General features: G+C 74.5%; 11 protein-coding genes and 1 pseudogene. 7 read left to right on the forward strand and 5 right to left on the reverse strand.

The window, feature by feature from the left end:
• From ACZ66Z_RS31665 to ACZ66Z_RS31680, 4 genes and pseudogenes are all read right to left on the reverse strand, one after another.
• A pseudogene (locus ACZ66Z_RS31665) lies at window positions 1-269 on the reverse strand (hypothetical protein); the annotation flags it as partial.
• Between the two features lie 380 nt (window positions 270-649).
• Entirely contained in the window at window positions 650-1,753 is a 1,104-nt protein-coding gene (gene prfB, locus ACZ66Z_RS31670) for a peptide chain release factor 2 (protein ID WP_469938973.1), read from the reverse strand.
• Window positions 1,754-1,826: 73 nt separating this feature from the next.
• On the reverse strand, window positions 1,827-3,065 hold the full coding sequence (locus ACZ66Z_RS31675) for a serine/threonine-protein kinase (protein ID WP_469938974.1): 1,239 nt from the start codon (window positions 3,063-3,065) through the stop codon (window positions 1,827-1,829).
• A 107-nt stretch (window positions 3,066-3,172) separates the two neighbouring features.
• Window positions 3,173-4,897: a serine/threonine-protein kinase gene (locus ACZ66Z_RS31680; protein ID WP_469938976.1), complete on the reverse strand. Its 1,725-nt coding sequence runs from the start codon at window positions 4,895-4,897 to the stop codon at window positions 3,173-3,175.
• Between the two features lie 484 nt (window positions 4,898-5,381).
• Between ACZ66Z_RS31680 and ACZ66Z_RS31685 the strand changes: the two genes are divergently transcribed.
• The 4 genes from ACZ66Z_RS31685 (at window position 5,382) to ACZ66Z_RS31700 (ending at window position 12,892) form a co-directional block, all read left to right on the forward strand.
• The gene (locus tag ACZ66Z_RS31685; protein WP_469938977.1) at window positions 5,382-9,128 is read left to right on the forward strand and encodes an FtsK/SpoIIIE domain-containing protein; all 3,747 of its coding nucleotides are present in this window, start codon (window positions 5,382-5,384) and stop codon (window positions 9,126-9,128) included.
• A 137-nt stretch (window positions 9,129-9,265) separates the two neighbouring features.
• Window positions 9,266-10,627, forward strand: coding sequence for an ABC transporter substrate-binding protein (locus ACZ66Z_RS31690; RefSeq protein WP_469938979.1), 1,362 nt, complete (start codon window positions 9,266-9,268; stop codon window positions 10,625-10,627).
• Window positions 10,628-10,634: 7 nt separating this feature from the next.
• The gene (locus ACZ66Z_RS31695) at window positions 10,635-11,942 is read left to right on the forward strand and encodes a carbohydrate ABC transporter permease (protein ID WP_469938980.1); all 1,308 of its coding nucleotides are present in this window, start codon (window positions 10,635-10,637) and stop codon (window positions 11,940-11,942) included.
• Window positions 11,943-12,061: 119 nt separating this feature from the next.
• Window positions 12,062-12,892 (forward strand): carbohydrate ABC transporter permease, encoded by an 831-nt coding sequence (locus tag ACZ66Z_RS31700; RefSeq protein WP_469939013.1) that lies wholly within the window; start codon window positions 12,062-12,064, stop codon window positions 12,890-12,892.
• Window positions 12,893-12,963: 71 nt separating this feature from the next.
• Here ACZ66Z_RS31700 and ACZ66Z_RS31705 read toward each other — a convergent pair whose 3' ends face one another.
• Window positions 12,964-13,563 carry a TetR/AcrR family transcriptional regulator gene (locus ACZ66Z_RS31705; RefSeq protein ID WP_469938981.1) on the reverse strand — a complete coding sequence of 200 codons (600 nt, stop codon included), beginning with the start codon at window positions 13,561-13,563 and terminating at the stop codon, window positions 12,964-12,966.
• Between the two features lie 160 nt (window positions 13,564-13,723).
• Between ACZ66Z_RS31705 and ACZ66Z_RS31710 the strand changes: the two genes are divergently transcribed.
• Genes ACZ66Z_RS31710 through ACZ66Z_RS31720 form a run of 3 tightly spaced genes read left to right on the forward strand, consistent with a single transcriptional unit; the run spans window position 13,724 to window position 16,837 of the window.
• Window positions 13,724-14,647, forward strand: a complete 924-nt coding sequence (locus tag ACZ66Z_RS31710; protein WP_469938982.1) for an ABC transporter permease — start codon at window positions 13,724-13,726, stop codon at window positions 14,645-14,647.
• Window positions 14,640-15,425, forward strand: coding sequence for an ABC transporter ATP-binding protein (locus tag ACZ66Z_RS31715; RefSeq protein ID WP_469938983.1), 786 nt, complete (start codon window positions 14,640-14,642; stop codon window positions 15,423-15,425). The genes ACZ66Z_RS31710 and ACZ66Z_RS31715 overlap by 8 nt, the downstream gene beginning before the upstream one ends.
• Before the next feature lie 38 nt (window positions 15,426-15,463).
• The gene (locus ACZ66Z_RS31720) at window positions 15,464-16,837 is read left to right on the forward strand and encodes a glycosyltransferase 87 family protein (RefSeq protein WP_469938984.1); all 1,374 of its coding nucleotides are present in this window, start codon (window positions 15,464-15,466) and stop codon (window positions 16,835-16,837) included.
• The last annotated feature ends 6 nt before the right edge of the window (window positions 16,838-16,843 follow it).

A 16,843-nucleotide genomic window follows, 5' to 3' on the forward strand; every position in this document is an offset into this window, starting at 1 on the left:
GAGGTGGACGACGACTGATCGCCCGACGTCGAGGACGACTGGTCACCCGAGGTCGACGAGGAATCGTCGCCCCCGGAGATCCCGCCGAGGATCGTGTTGCCGGCGTCGTCTCCGCCGTCGCTCTGGATGCCGACGGTCACATCCTGGGTCTGCTCGGTTCCGAACCCGCCGACGGCCTGCGCGGCACCGGCCGCGGTCAGGGACGCACCGGCGACGATCACGGCACTGGCCGCGACCCGCACCAGGCGGACTCGCGTCTTGTTGGTCATCTGGCTGCTACCCCCAGTAGCTCATCTCGTCATGGGGCAGCGCTCGGGTCCGGCGCGGCAGGGGCGGTGTCACGACTGGACCGGCCCCCGATCACACGCGTCCCAGAAAAGCGCATGCCAGTGCGCCACCCTTCCGAGTTTCCGATGAGGCGTCAAGGTCGTTGCGCGTGCGATGCCCGAAAGATCACCAGGTGACCGACATGCGACGATGCAACTGTGACGTAAACCCTGAACTCCGGGCCCGGCGACGCCAGTTCCCTTGTCGACAAAGCGCCCCGGTGGCCTCGCCGTCGCTTGCGTCAGCGAATCCGCGGGAGGGTGCGGAACGGCACCGGGCCCCGCACCGAGAGGTGCGGGGCCCGGCCGGAACCACGGAGGGGCTACTTGTCCTGCTGCTTGCGCCAGCGGATGCCCGCCTCCAGGAAGCCGTCGATCTCGCCGTCCAGGACGGACTGCGGGTTGCCGACCTCGAACTCCGTACGGAGGTCCTTGACCATCTGGTACGGGTGGAGCACGTACGAACGCATCTGGTTGCCCCAGGAGCTGCCGCTGTCCTTGAGGGCGTCCATCTTGGCGCGCTCCTCCTGGCGCTGGCGCTCCAGGAGCTTGGCCTGGAGGACGTTCATGGCGCTCGCCTTGTTCTGGATCTGGGAGCGCTCGTTCTGGCAGGAGACGACGATGCCGGTCGGGAGGTGCGTGATGCGCACGGCCGAGTCGGTCGTGTTGACGCCCTGGCCGCCGGGGCCGGAGGCGCGGTACACGTCGACGCGCAGGTCCGACTCGTCGATCTCGACGTGGTCCGAGGACTCGACGACCGGCAGGACCTCGACGCCGGCGAAGGAGGTCTGGCGGCGGCCCTGGTTGTCGAAGGGCGAGATGCGGACGAGCCGGTGGGTGCCCTGCTCGACGGAGAGCGTGCCGTAGGCGTACGGGGCCTTGACCACGAAGGTGGTGGACTTGATGCCCGCCTCTTCCGCGTACGAGGTCTCGTAGATCTCCGTCGAGTAGCCGTGGCGCTCCGCCCAGCGCAGGTACATGCGCTGGAGCCGCTCGGCGAAGTCGGAGGCGTCGACGCCGCCGGCCTCGGCCCGGATGTTCACCAGGGCCTCGCGCTCGTCGTACTCGCCGGAGAGGAGGGTGCGGACCTCCATCTCGTCGAGGGCCTTGCGGACGGAGGTCAGCTCCGTCTCGGCCTCGGCGAGGGTGTCCGGGTCGTCCATCTCCTCGGCGAGCTCGAAGAGCACCGCGAGGTCGTCGATCCGGCCCCGCAGGGTCTCGGCCTTGCGGACCTCGGCCTGGAGGTGCGAAAGCTTGCTCGTGATCTTCTGCGCCGCCTCCGGGTCGTCCCACAGGGACGGGGCCGCGGCCTGCTCTTCGAGCACGGCGATGTCGGCCCTCAGCTTCTCGAGGTCCAGGACGGCCTCGATCGACCCCATGGTCGAGGAGAGGGACTTCAGCTCTTCGGATACATCGACGACTGCCACGCGTCCAGCGTAACGGCTCCGGGCCTGGAGCCGAACCTGCGGCCGACACCCGCGGTCGAGGGCCTGCCGGGCGCTACGGCCGGGAGGACTGCCTGGAGTCCTGCGGCGGGGTCTCCCCGTCGCCGGAGGCCGCCAGGTAGCCGCCGGCACCGAGCGCGCCCGCGACCACGACGGCCACGACGCCGAGGGTGATCCTCCTCTTGCGGACCGCGCCCGCCTTGTGGCGGGCCGAACCGGGGCGGCGGGCGCCGGAGGGCCGGGGGGCGCGGGCGGTGCCGAGGGGGCCGCCGGAGAGCTCGTCGGGGGCCGGGACCCGCATGGAGGTGTGGGTGTCGCGGTTGGAGTCGGCGGAGGCGCCGGGGACGAGCGGGACGGCGGCGCGGCGGGGGGCCGGCTCGCCCGTGCCCGTGCCGGTGGCGTACGCGTCCTCCTCGTACGGCTCCGGGGCCGGCTCCGTGCCGGGCTCGTCGACGTCCAGCGGGGGGATGCCCTTGAGCAGCGGCAGGACGTCCCCCAGGCGGGCGGCGAGCTCGGAGGCGCGCAGCCGGGAGGCGGGGGCCTTGGCGAGGCACTGGACGATCGTCTGCCACAGCTCCTCGGGGATGCCGGGCAGCGGGACGACGGTCTCGGTGACGTGGCGGCGCAGGACCGCGCCGGGGTGGCCGCCGCCGAACGGGGTGAAGCCGGCGAGCAGCTCGTACAGGACGGTCGCGAGGGCGTAGATGTCGACGGCGGCGCGCGGCGGGAGGCCTTCGACGATCTCGGGGGCGAGGTAGTCGGGGGTGCCGATGATCCGGGTGGCCTTGGTGCGGCCGGGGGTGTCGATCAGCTTGGCGACGCCGAAGTCGGTGAGGAGGGCGGGGTGGGCGCCGCCGGGACCGAGCGGGCCCTCCATGTCGAGCAGGATGTTCTCCGGCTTGACGTCCCGGTGGACGACGCCGGCGGCGTGCGCGGCGGCGAGGGCCTCGGCGACGTCGGCGACGATCGCGACGGCGGCCTCGGGCGCGAGCCGTCGCTCCCGGTCGAGCCGGGTGCGCAGGTCGGTGCCGCGGACGAGGTCCATGACGAGGGCGAGGTCGGTGCCGTCGACGACGAGGTCGCGGACCTTGACGACCCGGGGGTGGTCGAGGCCGAGCAGTGCGGTCCGCTCCTGGACGAAGCGGCTGACGAGTTCCTGGTCGGAGGCCAGGTCCTCGCGCAGCAGTTTGACGGCGACGGGCCCCTCGGGTCCCTCGCCGAGCCACACCGTTCCGGCGCTGCCCCGCCCGAGGATCTGGTGGGCGGTGTAGCGGCTGCCGATGTTCCGTGCCAAGACTGCTCCCTCAGCGGCTGCGGTTCTCGACAAAGCTACGCGTCCACGGCCGCCGGTCTCGACTTCCGAGGGGAAATCACCCCTCGGAAGTCGACAAATCGACAGCGCTACTGCCCCGTACCGCCGGTAGCACCCGTTCCGGTGCTCGCGTTCGCGCTGTCGAACAGCTCGGAGAACCAGGTGGTGAACGACGAGATGCCGTCGCCGATGGCCTCCCAGTAGCCCTTGCCCTGGGCGACCCAGTCCTGGAGCGGGGTGAGCTCCCAGATGAGCCAGCCGGCGACCACGAACAGGACGATCATGATCAGGCAGCCCTTGAGGCAGCCGAGGCCGGGGATCCGCACCGGATTCGCGCTGCGCCCGCGCGGCGGGCGCGGCTCGCGGGGCGCGGGGGCCTGGGGCGGCGGCTGCGGCGGGGCGTACTGCTGCTGGGGCGGGGCGTAGTGCTGCGGGGGCGGCGGGGGCGCGTACTGCTGCGGCTGCTGTTGGGGCGCGGGGCGCTGCGGGGCCGGGCGCTGCTGCTGGTACGGCTGGGGCGGCTGCTGCCCGTGCTGCTGGCGGCCGTACGCACCGGCGTCCTGCGGCGGCTGCTGGGGCCGGCGCTGCGGGCGGCGGCGCAGGGGGTCCTCGCTCGGGTCGAGGTACTGGACCTGCGTCTGCTCGTTGCGGTCGCGGACCTGCCGCAGCTGGCTCTGCCAGGGGTGCGGGTCCTCCGGCTGACCGGACTGGGGCGGCTGCGGCGGCACGGGGGGCATGACGGCCGTCGGGTCGGCGGCGCCCGCCGGGCCGCTGGTCGGCATGACGCTGGTCGCGGCGGCGGGGTCGTACTGCGAAGGCGCCCCGGCGCCGGTGGGCAGCACCTGGGTGGGGTCGGCGGCGCCCGGGGCGTGCGCCTCCGGGGTGCCCGGGACCGGCGCGGGCGCCGGGTCCGGGGCGAGAAGCGCGCCCACGCCCTCGGCCGCCTCGATCTGGGCGGGCGTGGCGTGCACGCCGATGCCCGCGGCGACCGCGCGCAGGCCCCGGGCGAGGTTCACGGCGCTCGGCCGCCGGTCCGGGTCCTTGCTGAGGCAGCGCTCTATGACCGTCCACAGGGGCCCGGGGACGGTCGAGGGGCGGCGCGGCTCCTCGCTGAGGTGGCGGTGGAGGACCTCCAGGGCGGTGCCGCCCGCGAACGGGGGCCGGCCGGTGACCAGCTCGTAGAGGAGGATGCCGGCGCCGTAGATGTCGACGGCGGAGGTCTGCGGGCGGCCCTCGGCGGACTCGGGCGCCACGTACGCGGGCGTGCCGACGAACTCGTGGGTGCGGGTCAGGCCCGGGGAGTCCGCGAGGCGCGCGATGCCGAAGTCCGTCAGCATCGGGTGCATCTGGCCGCCCTGCTCGGCGAGCAGGACGTTGGCCGGCTTGAGGTCGCGGTGGACGACGCCGTCGGCGTGGCTGGCGGCGAGCGCGTCGGCGATCTGGGCGGTGAGGAGGGCGGCGGCGACCGGGGTGAGCGGGCCGCTCTCCCTGATGTACCGGTGCAGGTCGGGGCCCTCGACGAGGTCCATGACGAGGGCGAGGACATCGCCCTCGACGACCAGGTCGCGGGTGCGCACGATGTTCGGATGGGTCAGCCGGAGCAGCACGGACCGCTCGCGCAGGAAGCGCATCACGATGTCCGCGTCGTTGGCCAGCTCCTCCTTGAGGACCTTGATCGCGACGGTCTCGCCGGGCTGGCCGGCCACGGCCGCCTCGGCGCCCGCCGTCTCCCGCTGGCGGGCTCGCCAGACGGTGCCCGTGGCGCCGCGGCCGAGCGGCTCCTCGAGCAGGTACTTGCTGCCGATAGGCCGCACGTCACGCGCTCCCTGCTGATCGTGGTCCTGGGGTGGTCTCCGAAGTGTCCCCGGGGTTCCTGTCCTCTGTTGTGACCCGTCCGGGTGTCCGACCCACTTTAGTGCCGCCGAACGGGTCACCGACCGGTCGTCCACAGGCCGGTCCCGCTGTCGTGTCAGGGTTCCGCCGGGGGCCGGAGCGAACGGAACTTGTCCGGAAGAAGACGCTCCACGGCGGGCGACGGTTGCCGTGCATGGTCCGAAGGCATGCCCAACCGGGCCATTTCTCGCCCGCGGCCGACCATTCAAGATCACTTGTGACCGACCCTCGGGCGTGTCGTCGGTGGCAGGTGCGAGGATGCCTCCAGCACGTCGCGTCGACGGGGTCGGGAGCCCCCGCGCCGTGCCGACCTGTACCGGGCGACGCGTCCGTGCCGGGCGGGGGGAGACACAGGGCGGTTCCCCCCTGCCGAGCCGGCTCGCGCAGAAGGGACCGCTGACGGCGATGCAGATCCGGCTGACCGTCCTCGCGCCGTACGCCGGCCACGGCGCCGGGCGCGCCTGCGACGTGCTCGTCACGGCCCCCGCCGGGACGGCTCTCGCCGCCGTGGCCTCGAACCTCGCCGCCGCCGTCACCGGCCCCGACACCTCCGCCTCGGGCACGACCGTGCTCTACGCGGGCGCGGAACGGCTCGACGGCCGGCGCTGCGTCCTCGGCGAGCCCCCGCTGGTCGACGGTGCGGTCCTCTCCCTCCAGGTCCCCGGCCCGGACGACCGGGTCGACGAGACGGCCTCCGCCCGGCTGCACGTGGTGGCCGGTCCGGACGCGGGCGGAGTGCACCTGCTGCACGGCGGAGCGATCAGAATCGGCCGTTCCGTCGATGCCGACGTGCCCCTCGACGACCCCGACGTCTCCCGCTCCCACTGCACGGTCACCGTCGGCGAGGACGGCCGGGTCACGGTCTCCGACCGCGGTTCGACGAACGGCACGACGCTCGACGGCGTGCCCGTCGGCGACCGCCCGGTGCCGCTCCGCCCGGGCGCGCTGCTGCGCCTCGGCGAGTCCGCCCTCCGGCTGACGGGCCCCGGCGGTGCCCCCGGCGGCACGGACGCGGTGGTGACCGCCCCGGACGGCGAGGGCCACCTGCGCGTCGTGCCCGGGACGCCCCCGCCGGACCGCGCCGACCGGACGGGACCGGCCGACGACACCACCCACGGCGGCGCGCGGGGCATCGCGTACGGCGAGGTCCACGACGGGGGCCACGCGCCCGCGGGGGACCTGTACGGCGGACACGACGGCTCCGCCTCCCGCGGCGGGGACGAGCCGCACGGCAGGACCCCGCGGGCCGACCGGGGCCAGGACCGGGGGGACGCGCCGACGGCCCCCGCCGCGTCCGCGCGCGGCGGCGGCAGACGCGGGCTCGGCGCGTGGGCCCGGCGTCTCGCGGGCGGCCGCGAGGAGCTCCCGGACCCCGCCGTCGGCCTCCCCGACTTCCCGGACACGCACACGGGCATCCGGCCCGGCCCCGGCGCGCGGGACGGCGCCCCGGGTCCCGCGCCGCGCGCCGACACCTGGCCCGACCCGGCCACCGTCCTGCTCACCGCCCTCGGACCGGGCCCCCGGCTCTGGGAGCGGACCCCGGACCACCCCGAGTCCCTGGTGGTCCGGCTCGGCACCACCGACCGCGCCGAACTCTCCGGCGTGCCGGTCACCGTCGGACTGCGCGAGGTCGGGTCCCTCGGCCTGGCGGGCCCCGGCGACCGGCTCGCCGGGTTCGCGCGTTCGGTCGTGGCCCAGGTCGCCGCCCTGCACTCCCCCTCCGACCTGGAGATCGTCCTCGTCAGCGCCGACCGGAACCGCTCCCTGGAGGAGCGGCGCCGCGCCTGGGGCTGGCTCGGCTGGCTCCCGCACGTCCGGCCGGCCCACGGCCAGGACTGCCGGCTGCTCCTGGCGTACGACCGCGACCAGGCCCACGCGCGGACGGCCGAGCTGACCCGACGGCTCGACGACGGCCCGCTCGGCCCCGGCTGGCCCAGCGCTGACCGCGCGTCGGTCGCCGAGGCCGCGGCCCGCCACGACGGGCCGACGACGGTCGTGATCGTCGACGGTGACCCCGGCTCCGCGGCCCTCCGCGAGACGGTCGCGCGACTCGCGGGCGCGGGCGCGGCGGCCGGCATCCACCTCCTGTGCCTCGCCGAGGCGCCCTCCGCCACCCCGGACTCGCCCGTGGCCGCCACGTACGAGGCCGCGTGCGCCGCGTCCCTCGCCTTCCGCGAGTGCGGGGCCGCGGCGCTCCTGAGCGGTGACGTGGCGACGGCGCTGCGGCTGCTCCGGACCTCCGGCGGGCGGCTCGCGGGCCACGGCACCGTCGGCGTCGTCGACGCGGTCTCCGTCGCCTGGGCCGAGCGGTTCGGCCGGGCCCTCGCCCCGCTGCGCCCCGAGACGGCCGCGGTGCCGGGCGCCCGGGCCGCCGCGCTGCCCCCGTCGGCCCGGCTCCTCGACGAGCTCGGCCTCGCCCGGGCCACCCCCGCCTCCCTGATGGCCCGCTGGGCCTCCGCCGGGGACGGCACGGCCGTCCTGGGCGCGGGTCCGCGCGGACCGCTCGCCGTCGACCTCACCAAGGAGGGCCCGCACCTGCTGATCGAGGGCCCGGCGGGCAGCGGGCGCACGGAGCTGCTCCGCTCGATCGCCGCCTCGCTCGCGGCGGGCGGCCGCCCCGACCGGCTCGGCCTGCTCCTCGTGGACGGCGCGGGCGGCGAGCGCGGCGAGGGCCTCTCGGTCTGTACGGAGCTGCCGCACGTCACCGAGCACCTGGTCGCCTCGGACCCGGTGCGGATGCGGGAGTTCGCGCAGGCGCTCGGCGCGGAGCTGAAGCGCCGGGCGGAGCTCCTGGGCGACGGGCACTTCGCCGACCGCCGGGGCGCCCGCACGCCCGTCGCCGACCGGCTGATCGGGCAGCGCGCCCCGAGCGCGGCGGAGACCGTGCCCCAGGGCGCCCGGGCGACCGTCCGCGTCCCGGACGCCGGCGACCTCGCGGGCCGCCCGAGCAGCCGCACGCTGCGCACGGGCGACGGCACGATCGGCGCGCTCCCGAGCAGCGGCCGCGTGCCGCGCGCGGGGGCGGAGGACGTCACGGGCCGTACGAGCGGGCGCGTCCCGCACCCCTCCGCCGACGACCCCACCGGTCGCTCCGGCGGCCGCGCCCCGTACCCCGGCGCGGGCGATCTCGGCGATCACCCGAGCGGGCGCGTCCCGCGTGCCGGTGACCTCACGGACCGTTCCAGCGGGCGCGTCCCGCGTGCCGGGGGCGGAGCCCTCGACGAGCGGTCCGGTGCGCGGGCGCGGTCCGGCGGAGACGCCTTCCTGGCCGACACGCCCAGCGGGCGGCTGCCCCGGCGGGACGGCGGGCCCCTCGACGACCGCCCGAGCAGCCGCACGCTGCGCACGGGCGACGGCGACCTCACCGAGCACCCGAGCGGCCGCACCCAGCGCGCGGGCGCCGACGACGTGACGGGCCGGACCAGCGGGCGCGTCCCGTACCCCGGCGCGGACGACCTCACCGCCCGGAGCAGCGGGCGCCTCTCTTACCCCTCCCCCGACAACCTGACCGGCCGCTCGAGCGGGCGCATTCCCCACCCCGCCACCGAGGACTCCGCGGGGCGGGTCCCGCGGCCCGTCTCCGGGGAGCAGGGAGCCGGACGGGCGGCGGGAGCCGGGCAGTTGCCGCGGCTCGTGGTGCTCGTCGACGACTTCGACGCCCTGGTCGCCCCCGCGCTCGGCGCCTCCGGCCGGCCCGCCGCCGGGTCCGTCGTGCGCGTCCTGGAGGCCATCGCGCGGAACGGCGAGCGGCTCGGGGTGCACCTCGTGGCGACCTCGGCGCGCCCGGACCGGACCGTCGACACGGAGCTGGCCCACGGGGCCCGGCTGCGGATCGTGCTCGACGCGCCCCCGGTGACCGCGGGCCCGGACGTGCCGGCGGCCGGACGGGGCCGGCTCGGGCATCCGGACGGCCGGGTGACCCCCTTCCAGGCGGGTCGCGTCACGGGCCGGATCCCCCGGACGGCGACGCTCCGTCCGACGGTCGTCCCGCTGGAGTGGGAGCGGATGGGCGACCCGCCCACCCGCCGCCCGGTCCGCGAGCTGGGCAACGGACCGACGGACCTGGCGCTCCTGGCGAGCGCGCTGGACCGCGCGGCGCGCTCGGTCGAGGCCTCCCCCGTGCCCCCGCTGACCCCGGCCACGCACGGCTGACACGACGTCACGAGGGTGTCACGATCGCACGCTTGTGACAGGAGGCGGTATTGCGGGGCCCCGCGGCCCGGCGTAGACCTGTCCGGACGAACAGCGAAACGCACGGGACAGCGAAGCGCACGGGAGACGGGGCAGCGATGCGTACAACTCTTCGTCCACGCAGGGCCACAGTGACCCTCACCGCGTTGATGGCGGTGGCCGCACTCGCCCTCGCGGGCTGCGGCGACGACGACACCGCGAAGGGCCCGGAGCCCGCACCGGACCACGAACTCTCCCTCAAGGGCGAGAAGATCGAGGTCGCCGCCGTCTGGACGGGACCCGAGCAGGAGAACTTCACCAAGGTCCTGAAGGAGTTCGAGAAGCGCACCGGCGCGACCGTCACCTTCGTGCCCGCGCAGGACCCGATCGTGAACTTCCTCGGCACGAAGATCGCCGGCGGTTCGCCGCCCGACGTGGCGATGCTCCCGCAGGTGGGCGCGATCCAGCAGGCGGCCGCCCAGAAGTGGCTGAAGCCGGTCGGGCCGGAGGCCAAGTCCCAGCTGACGGCGAACTACTCACGCGGCTGGCAGGAACTCGGCGCGGTGGACGGCACCCAGTACGGGGTCTACTTCAAGGCCGCCAACAAGTCCCTGGTCTGGTACAACACCGCCGTCTTCGAGGGCGCGGGCGCCACCGAGCCGAAGACCTGGAAGGAGTTCCTCGGCACCGCCGAGACGATCTCGGCCTCCGGCGTGACCCCGGTCTCGGTCGGCGGCGCGGACGGCTGGACCCTCACCGACTGGTTCGAGAACGTCTACCTCTCCCAGGCCGGCCCGGCCAAGTACGACCAGCTGGCGAAGCACGAGATCACGTGGACGGACCCGTCCGTCACCGCCGCCCTGAAGACCCTCGCCGAGCTCTTCGGCAAGCCGGCCCTGATCGCGGGCGGTCCGACCGGCGCGCTGCAGACGGAGTACCCGGCTTCGGTCACGCAGACCTTCACGGGCGGCGACCAGCCCAAGGGCGCGATGGTCTTCGAGGGCGACTTCGCCGCGGTCAACATCGCGCAGACCAAGGCGGAGATCGGGAAGGACGCGAAGGTCTTCCCCTTCCCGAAGGTCGGCGACGGAGGCACCTCCCCGGTGGTGACGGCCGGCGACGCGGCCGTGGCCCTGAAGGACACCAAGGGCGCGCAGGCGCTGCTCGCCTTCCTCGCCTCCCCGGACGCGGCGGAGATCTGGGCGGCCGAGGGCGGGTTCCTCTCCCCCAACAAGAACCTGGACCCGGGGGCGTACCCGAACGACGTCCAGCGCGAGATCGCCAAGGCGCTCATCGGCGCCGGTGACGACTTCCGCTTCGACATGTCGGACCAGATGCCGCAGTCCTTCGGCGGGACGCCGGGCAAGGGCGAGTGGAAGGCGCTCCAGGACTTCCTGAAGAACCCGAAGGACGTCGCCGGGACCCAGGCGCGCCTGGAGGCGGACGCGGCGAAGGCGTACAAGGCCGCCTCGAAGGGCTGAGGCCGACATGCCGGCCACCGTAGCCAGGAACAGGGGCAGGAGCAGGACGGTGGCGGCGGGGTTCCTGCTCCCCGCCCTGCTCCTGCTCGGCGCGCTCGTCGTCTACCCGATCGGGTACTCCGTCCGACGGTCGCTCTTCGACCGTTCCGACACGTCCTTCGTCGGCCTCGACAACTACCTCGCGCTCGTCACCGACGACTCCCTCCGCACCGCCGTCCGCAACAACCTGATCTGGCTGGTGGTGGCCCCGGCGGTTGCCACCGCGCTCGGTCTGGTCTTCGCGGTGCTGACCGAACGCGTGCGCTGGGGCACGGCGTTCAAGCTGGTCGTCTTCATGCCGATGGCGATCTCGATGCTCGCCGCCGGGATCATCTTCCGGCTCGTCTACGAGCAGGACCCGGACCGCGGGGTCGCCAACGCCGTGTGGGTCGGGGTCCACGACACCTTCGCCGAGTCCTCCGGCTTCCCCCGGGCCCGGCCGCTGCCCGTGCATCCGCTGGAGGCGGCCGGCGACGGCGCGTTCGTCACGAAGGAGCCGGTACGGGCGGGGGTGCCGGTGCTGCTGCCGCTGGTCGGGGTGGCGCCGGCGAAGATGCCCCGGGACGCCCGCCCGGCGCGCGCACCGGCCGCCGGGGCCTCCGGCGTCTCCGGAACGGCCTGGCTGGACTTCACGCGGGGCGGCGGCGGGAAGCCGAACGCGGTCGACCCGAAGGAGCTGGGCCTGAAGGGGCTGCGGATCGAGGCGGTGCGGGACGGGAAGGTGGTCGCCACGGCCACGGCGGCGGCCGACGGCAGCTTCACCCTGCCGGCGGACCGCGCCGACGGAGCCGTCCTGCGGCTGCCCGCGAGCAACTTCCGGGAGCAGTACAACGGCGTGGAGTGGCTGGGCCCCTCGCTCGTCACCCCGGCCGTGATCGGGGCGTACGTGTGGATGTGGGCCGGGTTCGCGATGGTCCTGATCGGTGCCGGGCTCGCGGCCGTGCCGCGCGAACTCCTGGAGGCGGCGCGGGTGGACGGGGCGAACGAGTGGCAGGTGTTCCGGCGGATCACGGTGCCGCTCCTGGCGCCCGTCCTCGTGGTCGTCCTGGTCACCCTGATGATCAACGTGCTCAAGGTCTTCGACCTGGTCTTCGTCATCGCGCCGGGCTCCGCGCAGGACGACGCGAACGTGCTCGCGCTCCAGCTGTACCGCTCGTCCTTCGGCACGGACGCGGACCTCGGGGTCGGCTCGGCCATCGCCGTCGTCCTGCTCCTCCTCGTCCTGCCGGTGATGGTGGTCAACATCCGCCGCATCCGAAGGGAGTCCCGCCGGTGACGTCGCCCCCTGCCGAGTCCCCCGCCCAGCCCCCCGCCAGGTCCGCCGCGGCGACCGCGGCCGCTCCCGGGGCGACCGTCCGGAAGGATCCCGGCGCTCCCGCCCGCCTCGCCGCCCGGCTGGCCGGCGGGGCCGCGTCCGGTGCCGTCCGGGTCTTCCTCGTCCTCGCCGGCCTGTTCTGGCTGATGCCGACGGTCGGCCTGCTGCTCTCCTCGCTCCGCTCGCCGTCCGACATCGCGGCGAGCGGCTGGTGGCAGGTGTTCACGGCCCCGGCCCAACTGACCACCGAGAACTACGCCCGTCTCCTCGCGAACGACACGATCACCGGCTCGCTGCTCTCCACCGTCCTGATCACCGTCCCGGCCACCCTCCTGGTCCTCCTCATCGGCTCGCTCGCCGGTTACGCCTTCGCGTGGCTGGAGTTCCCGGGCCGGGACTGGTGGTTCCTGGGCGTGGTCGCGCTCCTCGTGGTCCCGGTGCAGGTGGCCCTGGTCCCGGTGTCGAAGCTGTTCGGCGCGGTGGGGCTCTTCGAGACGACGCTCGGGGTGGTCCTCTTCCACACGGCCTTCGGCCTGCCGTTCGCGATCTTCCTGCTGCGGAACTTCTTCGCGGAGATCCCGCGCGAGCTCCTGGAGGCGGCGCGGCTCGACGGGGCGGGCGAGATCCGTCTCTTCACCCGGGTGGTGCTGCCGCTCGGCGGTCCGGCGATCGCCTCGCTGGGGATCTTCCAGTTCCTGTGGGTGTGGAACGACATGCTGATCGCGCTGATCTTCGCGGACTCCCAGTCGCCGCCGATCACGGTGGCGCTCCAGCAGCAGGTGCGCCAGTTCGGCAACAACGTGGACGTGCTCGCGCCGGGGGCGTTCGTGTCGATGGTGGTGCCGCTGGTGGTGTTCTTCGCGTTCCAGCGGCAGTTCGCGTCGGGGGTGATGGCGGGCGCGGTGAAGTAGCCCTTCTCCGGGGGGGCTTACGAACCCTCCGAGGGCTACGGACCCCCCGAGGACTGCGGGCCCCCTGGGGCTCACGCCTTGAGCGCCGCCACCGCCGAGCGCGCGAGTTCGGCCACGTACCCCTTCGGCAGGGGCGTGCGGACGACGACGAGGCGCCAGTAGAGCGGGCCGAGGGCCAGGTCGAGGGCCTTGCCGGCGTCGGTGCCCCCGGGGAGTTCACCGCGCGCGACGGCCTCGCGGACGATCTGGGTCATGACGCCCTGCTGCCCGTCGAGCAGCACGGCCTTGACGGTCTCGGCGATCTCGGGGTGGCGGGCGGCCTCGACGAGCAGGTCCGGGATGACCTGGGAGGCCACCGGGTGGCGCAGGGCGTGCGAGGCCACTTCGAGGAGGGCGCGCACGTCCCCGTACAGGGAGCCGCTGGCGGGCGCCGGGAGGCCCTGGGCGGCGAAGGCGCCGACGAGGTCGAGGACGAGGGAGAGCTTGGACTTCCAGCGCCGGTAGACGGCGGTCTTGCCGACGCCCGCGCGACGCGCGATGCCCTCAATGGACATCCGGGCGAAGCCGACGGCCGCGAGCTCCTCGAAGACGGCGGCGCGGATGGCCTCGGTCACGTCCTCGCGGAGCACGGCGGCCCCGGCGGGGGCGCGGCGGGGGGTCGGGGCGGTCATGAACGGCATCCTAACCAACGGCGATGCCCCGGAGGCGTTACGACGATACGGTTGCGTTCCGTCGTGGGAGCGCCCTAACCTCACCGTAGCGACGATACGGACCCGTTCCATCGCCGACGGCATCCCGCGCCCCCGCACCCCTCGTCGAAAGCGCCCGCCCGTGACCACGACCCTGGCCCCACCCGTCCCGCAGCGGCAGGCACCGGCCGCCCCCGTCGAGGACCTCGACGCCCTCGCCCGCCGCCACGGCCTGAGCGTCAGCGGCGCCCGCCCCTCGCTCCCCGCCTACGTGCGGCAGCTCTGGTCCCGCCGCGACTTCATCACCGCCTTCGCGACCGCCCGCCTCACCGCCCAGTTCAGCCAGGCACGCCTGGGCCAGGTGTGGCAGGTGATGACCCCGCTGCTCAACGCGGCCGTGTACTACCTGATCTTCGGCGTCATCATGAACGCGAAGAACGGCGTGCCGGACTACGTCCCCTTCCTGATGACCGGCATCTTCGTGTGGACCTTCACGGCCAACACGGCGCTGGCCGGCACCCGGGCGATCAGCGGCAACCTGGGCCTGGTCCGCGCCCTGCACTTCCCGCGCGCGAGCCTGCCGATCTCGCTCGCGATCCAGCAGCTCCAGCAACTGCTGTTCTCGCTCGCCACGCTCGTCGTGCTGCTGGCCGCCTTCGGCGAGTTCCCCTCCTGGAGCTGGCTGCTCGCCGTCCCGGCGCTGTTCCTCCAGGCGCTGTTCAGCACGGGCGTGGCGCTGGTGCTGGCCCGGGTCGCGGCCCGCACCCCGGACGTCAGCCAGCTGATGCCGTTCGTGCTGCGCACCTGGATGTACGCCTCGGGCGCCATGTTCTCGATCCAGAACCTGGCGGGCAGCGGCCGCTTCCCGGAGGCCGTGGTGCTCGCGCTCCAGTGCAACCCGGCCGCGGTCTACATCGACCTCATGCGCTTCGCCCTGATCGAGAGCTTCACGGCCGCGCAGCTGCCGCCGCACGTGTGGGCGCTCGCCGCGGGCTGGGCCCTGCTGGCCTTCGCGGGCGGTTTCGTCTGGTTCTGGAAGGCGGAGGAGACGTACGGCCGTGGCTGAACCGACGAGGACCCCCACCGTCGTGGTCGACGGCGTCCACATCACGTACGCCGTCCACGGCGGGCGGCCCGGCGGCCGGGGCGACGCCACCGCCGCGCTCGGCCGGATGCTGCGCCGCCGCACGGCTCCGGCCGGCCGGCGGGTCCACGCCGTGAAGGGCGTCAGTTTCGTCGCGCACCGGGGCGAGGCGATTGGCCTGATCGGTTCGAACGGATCTGGGAAATCCACCCTCCTGAAGGCCGTCGCCGGCCTCCAGCCCGTGGACCGGGGGCGGATCTACACCCAGGGACAGCCCTCCCTCCTCGGCGTGAACGCGGCCCTGATGGACGATCTGACCGGCGAGCGGAACGTGATCCTGGGCGGCCTCGCGATGGGCATGGGCCGCGCGGAGGTCCGGGAGCGCTACGACGGGATCGTCGACTTCTCCGGCATCAACGAGAAGGACGACGCGATCTCCCGCCCGATGCGGACGTACTCCTCCGGGATGGGCGCGCGGCTGCGCTTCTCCATCGCCGCCGCGAAGAGCCACGACGTGCTCCTCATCGACGAGGCCCTGTCGACCGGCGACGCGCGCTTCCGCCGCCGCAGCCAGGAGCGGATCGACGAACTGCGGGCGGAGGCGGGGACGGTCTTCCTCGTCAGCCACTCGAACTCCACGATCACGCAGACCTGCGACCGGGCGCTGTGGCTGGAGGCGGGGACGCTGCGGATGGACGGGCCGGCGGAGGAGGTGGTGGCGGCATACGAGGAGTTCACGGCCGGGCCGAGGGCGAAGTAACCGAACAAACAAGACATCGCGGTCTAAAGTGCGGTGGGATGACGAACGATCGCCCTGAGTCGCCGCCCCGCGCCGGAGGCGAGGCCCGGTCCCGCCCCGAAGGCGAAGCCCGGTCCCGCCCCGGCAGCGAGCCCCCCGCGCCGCCCCGCGCCGCGGGCGAACCCCCCGCCCTCACCAAGTCCCCCTTCGACTCGGACACCTTCACCTCCGCCACCTTCGTCACCGTCGGCAGCGGCCCGGACCTCGCCCTCGCCGCCGTCTGGGTCCTCGCCCGGGCCGGCATGCTCCTGCTGCTCGTCCGCGACGACCTCGGCATCGGCGGGGTGGGCCGCGAGGTGGGCCTCTACCAGTACTGGTACGGGCAGTTCGCCGCCGGCACCTTCCCGGCCGGCGACGCCACCTGGCAGTACCCGCCCGGCGCGGGGCTCGTGATCATGTCGCCGGGCCTCCTCCCCTGGCTCACCTACTTCCAGGCGTTCGTCGCCCTCACCCTCCTCGCCGACGCCGTCGTCACGTTCGCCCTCGCCCGCGCCGACAGCGCCCGCCTCACCCACGGCGCCTGGATCTGGGTCTGCGGCCTCCCCCTCCTCCTCCACCTGCCGCTCGCCCGGTACGACGTGCAGACCACCGCCCTCGCCGTGCTCGCCCTGCTCGCCGTCGGCGCCCGTTCCACCGCCGTCCACCGGCTCGGCGGGGCGCTCGCCGGGATCGGCGCCATGGTCAAGGTGTGGCCCGCGCTCGCCCTGATCGGCACGCCCCGGGGCCGTACCACCCGGGAGGCCTGGACCGCCGCTGCCGTCACCGCCCTCGCGCTCCTCGCCACCCTGGCGCTGCTCTTCTCCGATTCCCTGGGCTTCCTGCGCCAGCAGGGCGGCCGCGGCATCCAGATCGAGTCCCTGGGCGGCACGGCCCTCGCGGTGGCCCGCGCCACCGGCGCCTGGTCGGGGAGGGTCGAGTTCCGCTACGGGGCCTTCGAGTACGTCGGCCCGTACGTCTCCACCCTCGGCCACCTCGCCCTGCTGCTCACCGTCCTCGCCTTCGGCTGGCTGCTCCTGTGGCGCCTCCAGGCCGGCCGCTGGACCCCCGCCACCCCGCTCGACGCGGCCCTCACCGCCGTCCTGCTCTTCACCGTCACCAGCCGGGTGATCAGCCCCCAGTACATGATCTGGCTGATCGGCCTCGCCGCCGTCTGTCTGACCTCGCGCGACACCGTGATGCGCCCGGTCGCCCTGCTGCTCCTCCCGACGGCCGCCCTCAGCTCCCTCGCGTACCCCGTCCTCTACGCGGACGTGGTGGACGGCACCACCACCGGCCTGGCCGTCATGGTGCTCCGCAACGGCCTGCTCCTCGCGGCGGCCCTGCTCGCCGCCCGCCGCCTGTGGACCTCGACGGCGACGCCCCTCGCGGAATGAGGAGGG

It is taken from the genome of Streptomyces sp. NPDC107498, assembly GCF_055582805.1.